The following is an 8,666-nucleotide window of genomic DNA, read 5'->3' as shown; positions in this document are numbered from 1 at the left end:
GCCCCTCGACGAGGCGCCACACCACGCCGCCGGCCGCGTAGACGGTCGTCGTCATCGGGTCGCGCGCGGACGACGTCGCTTCTGCACGGCGGTCATCGTCGCCTCTTGGAGATCGAGCAGGGGCTTGCCCTCGGCGTCGCGGCTGCGCCGCGTCCAAACGCCGTCCCCGCCGAGCCACCAGGAGCTGGTCGACTCGCTCATGGCGAGGTCGAACAGGTCGGTGAGCTCGGTGAGCTGGGCGGGCGCCGTGACGCGCACGAGCGCTTCGACCCGGCGATCGAGGTTGCGGTGCATCATGTCGGCGCTGCCGATGTACACCTGCGGGTCGCCGCCGTTCGCGAACGCGAAGATGCGGGAGTGCTCGAGGTAACGCCCCAGGATCGATCGGACCGTGATGTTCTCGCTCATCCCCTCGACGCCCGGCTTGATGCTGCAGATGCCGCGCACCCACACCTCCACCGTCACGCCCGCGTTGCTGGCCTGGTAGAGCGCATCGATGATCTGCTCATCGACCATCGAGTTGACCTTGATGCGCACCGACGCGGGCTTGCCCGCGAGGGCGTGCCGACGCTCGCGGTCGATGAGGCGCAGCAGCCCCTTGCGAAGGTGCAGGGGTGCGACGAGCAGGCGCTTGAACTTCTTCTCGATCGCGTACCCGCTGAGCTCGTTGAACAGACGCGTGAGGTCGCCGCCGACCTCGTCGCTCGCGGTGAACAGGCCGAAGTCCTCGTAGATGCGGCTGGTCTTCGGGTTGTAGTTGCCGGTGCCGACGTGGCTGTAGCTGCGAAGCACCCCGCCCTCCTCGCGGATGACGTGCACCAGCTTGCTGTGGGTCTTCAGCCCGACGAGACCGTAGACGACGTGCACGCCGGCCTTCTCGAGCTTGCGCGCCCAGATGATGTTGTTCGCCTCGTCGAAGCGCGCCTTCACCTCGACGAGCGCGAGCACCTGCTTGCCCGCCTCCGCCGCGTCGATGAGCGCCTGCACGATGGGGCTGTCGCCCGAGGTGCGGTAGAGCGTCTGCTTGATGGCGAGCACCTGGGGGTCTTTCGCCGCCTGCTCGAGGAAGGCCTGCACGCTCGTCGCGAACGACTCGTAGGGGTGGTGCACCAGCACGTCGCCCTTGCGGATCGCCGCGAAGATGTCGGGGCGCTCGTTGTTGTCACCGGGCTGGAACGCGATCGCGGTCGTCGGCACGTGGGGTGCGTATTTGAGGTCGGGGCGGTCGATCTTGGACAGGTCGAACAGGCCGCGAAGATCGAGCGGCGCGGGCAGCCGGTAGACCTCCTGCTCGGTGATGTCGAGCTCGCGCAGCAGCAGGTCGAGCGTGACCTCGTCCATGTCGTCGGCGATCTCGAGGCGGATCGGCGGGCCGAAGCGGCGCCGCATCAGCTCGGCCTCGAGGGCCTGGATGAGGTTCTCGGTCTCGTCCTCCTCGATCACCACGTCCTCGTTGCGGGTGAGTCGGAAGGCATGGTGGTCGACGATCTCCATGCCCGGGAAGAGGTCGGCGAGGTGGTTGGCGATGAGGTCTTCGAGAGTGAGGTAGCGCACGCGCTCACCCGGCACCTCGACGAAGCGCGGCAGCATCGGCGGCACCTTCAAGCGCGCGAACTCCTGGCGTCCGGTGCGGGCGTTGCGCACCCGGATGGCGAGGTTGAGGCTGAGGCCGGAGATGTAGGGGAACGGATGCGCCGGGTCGACGGCGAGCGGCATGAGCACCGGGAACACGTGAGCCTGGAAGTACCCGTAGAGCCGGCCCTTGTCGGCGTCGCTGAGATCGTCCCAGCTGACGATGTCGATGCCCGACTCGCTGAGGGCGGGCTTGACGTGGTCGTTCCAGGCGCGTGCGTGCCGCACCTGCAGCGCGTGGGCGGCGGCGGAGATGTCGGCGAGCACGTCGATGGGCGCGCGTCCGACGTTCGTCGGCACGGCGAGTCCGGTCATGATGCGTCGCTTGAGCCCGGCGACGCGCACCATGAAGAACTCGTCGAGGTTCGAGCCGAAGATCGCGAGGAAGTTGCTGCGCTCGAGCACGGGCAGCGCCGGGTCCTCGGCGAGCTCGAGCACACGCTGGTTGAACGAGAGCCAGCTCAGCTCGCGGTCGAGGTAGCGGCCCTCCGGAAGCTCGGCGACGGACTCCTCGACGATCTCGTCGAAGTCGTCGTCATCCGAGTCGCCCAGACCAGCGTCGAGCACATCCTGATCCATCACCTCTTCATCATGTCAGCAGGAGGTGACGCCCGTGTGAACGGTTTTCCGACGGGCCGTCCGAGCGGGACGCGGCGGATCGTGAGCGGATGCCGCGGCTACGCGCGGGCGCCCGGCGCCGTCGCGGGCAGCTGGTCGTCTTCGTACACGTTGAAGCGGTACCCGACGTTGCGCACCGTGCCGATGAGCTGTTCGAGGTCGCCGAGCTTCGCGCGCAGACGCCTCACGTGCACGTCGACGGTGCGGGTGCCGCCGAAATAGTCGTAGCCCCAGACTTCGCTGAGCAGCTGCTCGCGCGTGAACACCCGCGACGGGTGGGTCGCGAAGAAGTGCAGCAGCTGGAACTCCTTGTAGGTGAGATCGAGCGGCTTGCCGTGCACCTTCGCCGAGTAGGAGGATTCGTCGATCGTGATGCCGGAGGTCTGGATGCGCGAGGAGACCTGATCCTTGGAGAGCCGGCCGATCGCGAGGCGGATGCGCGCATCGACCTCGGCGGGTCCGGCGGTCACGAGGATCACATCATCCACTCCCCAGTCCGTCGAGACGGCGGTGAGTCCGCCCTCGGTCACGATGAGGATGAGCGGAGCGTCGAGTCCGGTCGTCGTCAGGATCTTGCACAGCGACTTCGCGCCGACGAGGTCGGATCGCGCGTCGACGAACACCACGTCCGCGCTCGGCGCGTTCACGAGCTGGGCGGGCTCGGCGGGGATCTGCCGGGTGCGGTGGCTCAGCAGCTCGAGGGACGGCAAGATGGGCGTACTGCCCTGCGCCGAACTCAAGATGAGCAGCTGTGCCATGCAACCTCCCGGCCCTGCGGCCACGTGTGCCCCAATCCTAGGCGCTTCGAGGGCGCGGCTCGCGCGGGCGTCCGCCGTGCGGGATGCGCGCGTGAGCGCGCGTGGGTGAGAATGATCGCGTGAGCTCTCCCGAACTGGCGCCGCCCCGCTCGACCGCGGGCATCGTGACCGTGTGGGTCGTGGCCCTCGTGGCGGGCATCGTGGTGTCCGTCCTCGCGCCGGACGGCTGGCGTTCCGCGGGGATCGCGTTGGTGCTGGCCGGATGCCTCGTGCTGTCGTTCGTCGTGCAGCTCGTCGGCGGACGTCCGCACCGGTTCATCCAGCGCATGGCGATCAGCGTCGCCGGGAGCTTCCTCATCCTGGGCGCGGTAAGCCTGGTCGTCGCGATCGTCGCCGTCTTCCCGTAACCAGGGCGCGGCCGGGTGCGAAGGGGGCGACTAGACTGGGCGGCATGGATCTCGTCGCGCTCGAACTGTTCTTCGTGGGCCTTCTCGGACTCGCGTCGCTGGCCATCGTCTTCGTGTCGGGCGTGGTGCTGAAGAACCTCTTCCGCGGCCAGCGCTGACGGAGTCGGTCGTGATCGACATCCCGACCGAGCTCCCCGCCGACCTGGTGCCATTGTCGTGGCTCATCGGAGCCTGGCAGGGCACGGGTGTCATCGACTACGAGGCATCCGGTCATCGTTTCGAGGGCGAGTTCGAGCATCGCGTGACGTTCGCCCATGACGGCGGCGATGCGCTGACCTACACCGCGCACGCGTGGCTTCTGCAGGGCGAGACCCGCGTGCCGCTCGTGGCCGAGACCGGGTTCTGGCGGCTCTCGCGACCCGCGACCGACGGCGACGCCGGGCCGGGGCTGCTGCCGCCGACCGCGCTCACCGAGCCCCGAACGGCCGACGACGTGGAGGCCCTGCGCACCCCCGAAGGCGGGTTCCCGATCGAGGTGGTGCTCGCGCACGCCGACGGCATCAGCGAGCTGTACCTCGGACAGATCCGCGGACCGCGCATCGACATCGCGACCGACGCTGTCGTGCGCGGAGCGGGCGCGAAGCACTACGCCGCCGCGACCCGCATGTACGGGCTCGTCGACGGCCACCTGCTGTGGGCATGGGATGTCGCGGCCCTCGGCACCGAGCTGTCCTCGCACGCGTCGGCGCGGCTCGCCAAGGCCGACGCATGAGCGCCGACTGGTCGCAGGTGCCGGCGGCGGTGCTCGACGAGGCGGGCGTGCTGCAGCACGTCGGCAGCCCCCTGCGGGAGCAGCGCACCCTGCGCGACGGCCTCGCCATCGTCCCTCGTGCCGACCGTCGGGTGCTCGCCGTTCCCGGTGAGGACCGACTCAGCTGGCTCGACTCGATCTCGACGCAGGCGTTGAAGACCCTCGCGCCGGGTGAGAGCAGCGAGCTGCTCGTGCTCGACCCGCAGGGGCACGTGGAGCACGCGGCATCCGTTCTCGACGACGGCGAGACCACGTGGCTCATCGTCGACGCGGCCGATGCCGAGCCCCTGCTGACGTTCCTGCTGCGCATGCGGTTCCGGCTGCGCGTCGCGCCCCGTGATGCGAGCGACGAGTTCGCCGTGATCGGATGCCGCGCCCCCGCGCTCGCGCACCTCGAAGCCGCGTCGCCGGCGGGCGTGCGTCTCGTGTGGCGCGATCTGTGGCCGGAGATCGGCATCGGCGGTGTCGGCTACGCGGCCGACGAGGATCATCCGGGCCACGGCTACGGCGCGATCGAGGTGCTCGTCACCCGGGAGACCGAGGCCGCGCTCGTTCGCGCTGCGGCGGCCGGCGAGATCGCCGTCGCGGGCGTGCTCGCCGCCGAGGCGCTGCGCATCGCCGCCTGGCGGCCCCGGTGGGCGGCCGAGATCGACGAGCGCACGATTCCGCACGAGCTCGACTGGCTGCGCACCGCGGTGCATCTCGACAAGGGCTGCTACCGCGGGCAGGAGACGGTCGCGAAGGTGCACAACCTGGGGCATCCTCCCCGCCGGCTCGTCTCCGTGCAGCTCGACGGCAGCGACGCCGTGCTTCCCGCGGCGGGGGCGGAGGTGCGCGTCGGTGACGCCGTCGTCGGGCGTCTCACCTCGGTGGCACAGCACGTCGACGACGGTCCGATCGGGCTCGCGGTGGTGAGCCGTCGCGCCGACGTCGCCACCCCGGCGACGGTGGACACCCCCGACGGACCCGTCGCCGCCGCACTCATCGAGATCGTCCCGCGGGACGCGGGGGCCGCGGCATCCGTGCCCCGCCTCACCCGGCTCTCGCGCCGCACGTGAGCGGCGAGCCGCCGTCGATCACCGCACCGATCGCGGTGGGCTGGCGGGCCCGACTCGATCCCGCTCCCGCGCTTCACCGCGTGCGCGGCTCCCTCATACCGATCACCCAGATCGTGGTCGCTGTCGTGGTGTCGTTCTCGGTCGCGCATTTCGGCATCGGGCATGCCGCGCCGCTCCTGGCGGCGACGGTGCCGATCTCGAGCCTCGGCCTCGTGCGCGACGCGCGCCCGCGGCTCGTGCTCGAGACGGTCGTGGGGATGCTGTTCGGCATCCTGGTGTCCGAGCTCATCGTGCTCGTGGCCGGGATCGGCTGGTGGCAGCTGGCGATCGCGATGTTCGTCGCCATGGCGATCGCGCGCTTCATCTCACCGCGGCCGGGGTTCGCGATCGCGGCGGCGACGCAGTCGGCGATCGTGATGATCCTGCCGATCACGGTGCCGTTCACCCGGCTGCTCGATGCGGCGGTCGGCGGCGCGGTGGCGCTGCTCGTGACCGCGCTCGTGCCGCGCAGCACCCGCCGCACCGAGCTCGCCGACGCGCAGGCGACGTTCGCGGGGTTCACCGCGGCCGTCGACACGGTCGTCGCGGGACTTCGCGCCGGCAGCCGTGAGCGCGCCGACCGTGGGCTCGAGAAGGCGCGCGCGTTGGGCGGCGCGATCTCCGCCTGGGGCGCCGCACTCGAGTCGAGCGCGGAGATCGCCCGCATCTCGCCGTTCCTGCGACGCCAGCGGGAGGAGATCGCCCGCCATGCGCGGGTGCAGCGCGCCATGGACCTCGCGATCCGCAACCTCCGCGTCGTCGCCCGGCGCTCCGCCTACCTCGTCGACGACGGGATGCCGCGCCCGCTGGCCGCGGACGTGCTCGCCGAGATCTCGACGGCGGCGGGGCTGGTGCGCCTCGCGCTCGACGACATCTCGTACGAGCCGGCCGCGCGCGACGTGCTGCGGGCGGTCGCGGGGCGCCTCGACCCCGCCGCGCTGCTGCCCGACGCGGCCCTGGGCGACCACAACCTGCTGGCGTCGCTGCGCCCGCTGCTGGTCGACCTGCTCGTCGCGACCGGCATGCCCGAGGCCGACGCCCGCGGCGCGATCCCGCGCATCTGACGTCGTCAGCGAGCGGATGCCGCGGGCGCCACAGCCGACCACGGCACCGTGACCTCGCCCAGCCGCCAGCGCGAACGCGCGAGCAGGGGAGTGCCCGAGCGCGCGAGCGCGTCGAGCGCGGCCCGCCAGCGCTGCTCGGCGCTGAAGGTCGCGAGCGGTGCCGCACGCGTCCACTCGCGGTCGAGCGCGGCGAACAGGGCGTGCACCGCCTCGCCGGGAACGTTGTGGTGGATCAGCGCCTTCGGCAGGCGCTCGGCGGCGATCGACGGTGCCTCGAGTCCGGCGAGGCGCAGCGAGATCGTGAGGGTGCGGGGGACGGCGTCCGCGCCGAGCTCGACCCACGTGCACACCCGGCCGATCTCGTCGCACGTGCCGTCGACGACGACGCCGCGCGGGTCGAGCCGGGACGCCATGAGCGACCAGGCGGCCGCGACATCCGCCTCGTCGTACTGCCGCAGCACGTTGAACGCGCGGATGACCGCGGGCGGCCGCGGGGCCCGCGCCTCGAAGCCGCCACGGGCGAACGAGACCCGCGCATCGGCGGGGAACGACGTGCGTCCCGCCCGCACCGCGGCGAGCTGCGCGTCGGCGCGCGCCACGCGCTCCGGATCGATCTCGATGCCGAGCACCTCGACACCCGGATGCGCCCGCCGCAGCCGCGACTCCAGCTCGAACGCGGTCACCCCGCTCGCCCCGAAGCCGAGGTCGACGACCAGGGGTTCCTCGACCTGCCGCAGCGCCGGATGCCCCGCGATCCAGCGGTCGACGCGCCGCAGCCGGTTCGTGCCGGTCGTGCCGCGCGTCGCGTGCCCCACGGGCTTCGCGGACGGGCTCATCCGACCATGATCGCAGGCCGGGGAGGGGCATCCGCGCTCGATATCATGGGGGCATGACCGCGCCTTACACGCTGATCCTGCTCCGCCACGGGCAGAGCGAATGGAACGAACTGAACCTCTTCACCGGCTGGGTCGATGTGCGCCTGACCGACCAGGGCAAGGCCGAGGCCGCGCGCGGCGGGCGACTCCTCGCCGAGGCCGGCATCCTCCCCGACGTGCTGCACACGTCGCTGCTGAGCCGCGCTATCCAGACCGCGAACATCGCCCTCGACGCCGCCGACCGCCTCTGGATCCCGGTGACCCGCTCGTGGCGCCTCAACGAGCGTCACTACGGCGCCCTGCAGGGCAAGGACAAGGCCGCGACGCTCGCCGAATACGGCCAGGAGCAGTTCATGCTGTGGCGCCGCTCGTTCGACGTGCCGCCGCCCCCGCTCGCCGACGACGACGAGTTCAGCCAGGTCGACGACCCGCGCTACGCCGGCATCGACGGCGACGTGCCCCGCACCGAGTCGCTCAAGCTCGTCATCGACCGCCTGCTGCCGTACTGGCACGAGGCGATCGTCCCCGACCTCCTTGCCGGCAAGACGGTGCTCGTCACCGCCCACGGCAACTCGCTGCGCGGTCTCGTGAAGCACCTCGACGGCATCAGCGACGCCGACATCGCCGAGCTCAACATCCCCACCGGAATCCCGTTGGTCTACCGCCTCGACGAGAACCTCGTGCCCCTCGGCCCGGGCGAGTACCTCGACCCCGAGGCTGCCGCCGCCGGTGCCGCCGCGGTCGCGAACCAGGGCAACAAGTAAGCGACACGAAGGGGGCGGATGCCGCGGCATCCGCCCCCTTCGTCGTGTTCGCGCTCAGTCCTCGATGGAGTCGGCGGTCCAGTCGCCCGTGGCGAGGTAGACCATCTTCTTCGCGATCGAGACCGCGTGGTCGCCGAAGCGCTCGTGGTAGCGGCTCGCGAGCGTGGCGTCGATCGTCGCCGACGCCTCGCCCTTCCACGAGTCGCTGAGCACCTTCTCGAAGACGCTGACGTGCAGCTCGTCGAGCTTGTCGTCCTCGTTGCGGATGGCCTCCGCGAGGGCGAGGTCGCGCGTCTCGAGCAGGGTGGTGAGCTTGCGCGCCAGGTCGACGTCGATCTCGCCCATCTTGGTGAACGTGCTCTTCAGGCCCTTGGGGATCGCACGGTCGGGGAAGCGCATGCGGGTCAGCTGCGCGATGTGCTCGGCGATGTCGCCCATGCGCTCGAGCGACGCGCTGATGCGCAAGGCCGAGACGACCATGCGCAGGTCGGTGGCGACCGGCTGCTGGCGGGCGAGGATGTCGATCGCGAGCTCGTCGAGCGCGACCGCCTTCTCGTCGATGATGGTGTCGTTGTCGATGACCTCTTCGGCCAGGGCGACGTCGCTCGTGCCGAACGCCGTCGTGGCCTTCTCGATGGCT

9 protein-coding genes are annotated in these 8,666 nt (G+C 71.0%); 5 read left to right on the top strand and 4 right to left on the bottom strand.

What is annotated here, in order from left to right; translation table 11 throughout:
• Window positions 1-51: 51 nt before the first annotated feature.
• Together ASG00_RS13860 and ASG00_RS13855 are read right to left on the bottom strand one after the other, a co-directional pair.
• Entirely contained in the window at window positions 52-2,211 is a 2,160-nt protein-coding gene (locus tag ASG00_RS13860) for an RNA degradosome polyphosphate kinase (RefSeq protein ID WP_048809303.1), read from the bottom strand.
• A gap of 98 nt (window positions 2,212-2,309) precedes the next feature.
• On the bottom strand, window positions 2,310-3,008 hold the full coding sequence (locus ASG00_RS13855) for a response regulator transcription factor (protein ID WP_045246763.1): 699 nt from the start codon (window positions 3,006-3,008) through the stop codon (window positions 2,310-2,312).
• 119 nt (window positions 3,009-3,127) lie between these two features.
• On the opposite strand from ASG00_RS13855, the gene ASG00_RS13850 reads away from it, so the two are divergent.
• The 4 genes from ASG00_RS13850 (at window position 3,128) to ASG00_RS13835 (ending at window position 6,387) form a co-directional block, all read left to right on the top strand.
• Window positions 3,128-3,415 (top strand): hypothetical protein, encoded by a 288-nt coding sequence (locus ASG00_RS13850; protein WP_045246762.1) that lies wholly within the window; start codon window positions 3,128-3,130, stop codon window positions 3,413-3,415.
• A 169-nt stretch (window positions 3,416-3,584) separates the two neighbouring features.
• Window positions 3,585-4,187: an FABP family protein gene (locus ASG00_RS13845; protein ID WP_056210292.1), complete on the top strand. Its 603-nt coding sequence runs from the start codon at window positions 3,585-3,587 to the stop codon at window positions 4,185-4,187.
• Entirely contained in the window at window positions 4,184-5,284 is a 1,101-nt protein-coding gene (ygfZ, locus tag ASG00_RS13840) for a CAF17-like 4Fe-4S cluster assembly/insertion protein YgfZ (RefSeq protein WP_056210290.1), read from the top strand. Before ASG00_RS13845 ends, ygfZ begins: the two co-directional genes overlap by 4 nt.
• A complete protein-coding gene (locus tag ASG00_RS13835) occupies window positions 5,281-6,387 on the top strand; it encodes an FUSC family protein (RefSeq protein WP_235557423.1) in 1,107 nt (368 codons plus the stop codon). Before ygfZ ends, ASG00_RS13835 begins: the two co-directional genes overlap by 4 nt.
• Before the next feature lie 5 nt (window positions 6,388-6,392).
• Here the strand turns inward: ASG00_RS13835 and ASG00_RS13830 are convergent, their stop codons facing one another.
• The gene (locus ASG00_RS13830; protein ID WP_045246758.1) at window positions 6,393-7,223 is read right to left on the bottom strand and encodes a class I SAM-dependent methyltransferase; all 831 of its coding nucleotides are present in this window, start codon (window positions 7,221-7,223) and stop codon (window positions 6,393-6,395) included.
• 53 nt (window positions 7,224-7,276) lie between these two features.
• Between ASG00_RS13830 and ASG00_RS13825 the strand changes: the two genes are divergently transcribed.
• Complete coding sequence (locus ASG00_RS13825) at window positions 7,277-8,026, top strand: phosphoglyceromutase (protein ID WP_056210288.1); 750 nt, start codon at window positions 7,277-7,279, stop codon at window positions 8,024-8,026.
• 54 nt (window positions 8,027-8,080) lie between these two features.
• Here ASG00_RS13825 and phoU read toward each other — a convergent pair.
• Window positions 8,081-8,666, bottom strand: a 586-nt coding sequence (phoU, locus tag ASG00_RS13820; protein ID WP_056210387.1) for a phosphate signaling complex protein PhoU, incomplete at its 5' end; no start/stop codon positions are given.

The organism is Microbacterium sp. Leaf351 (assembly GCF_001423825.1).
Taxonomy (GTDB): domain Bacteria; phylum Actinomycetota; class Actinomycetes; order Actinomycetales; family Microbacteriaceae; genus Microbacterium; species Microbacterium ginsengisoli.
The sequence above is the reverse complement of the archived record's forward strand: the minus strand, read 5'-3'. Positions and strand labels throughout refer to the sequence as shown.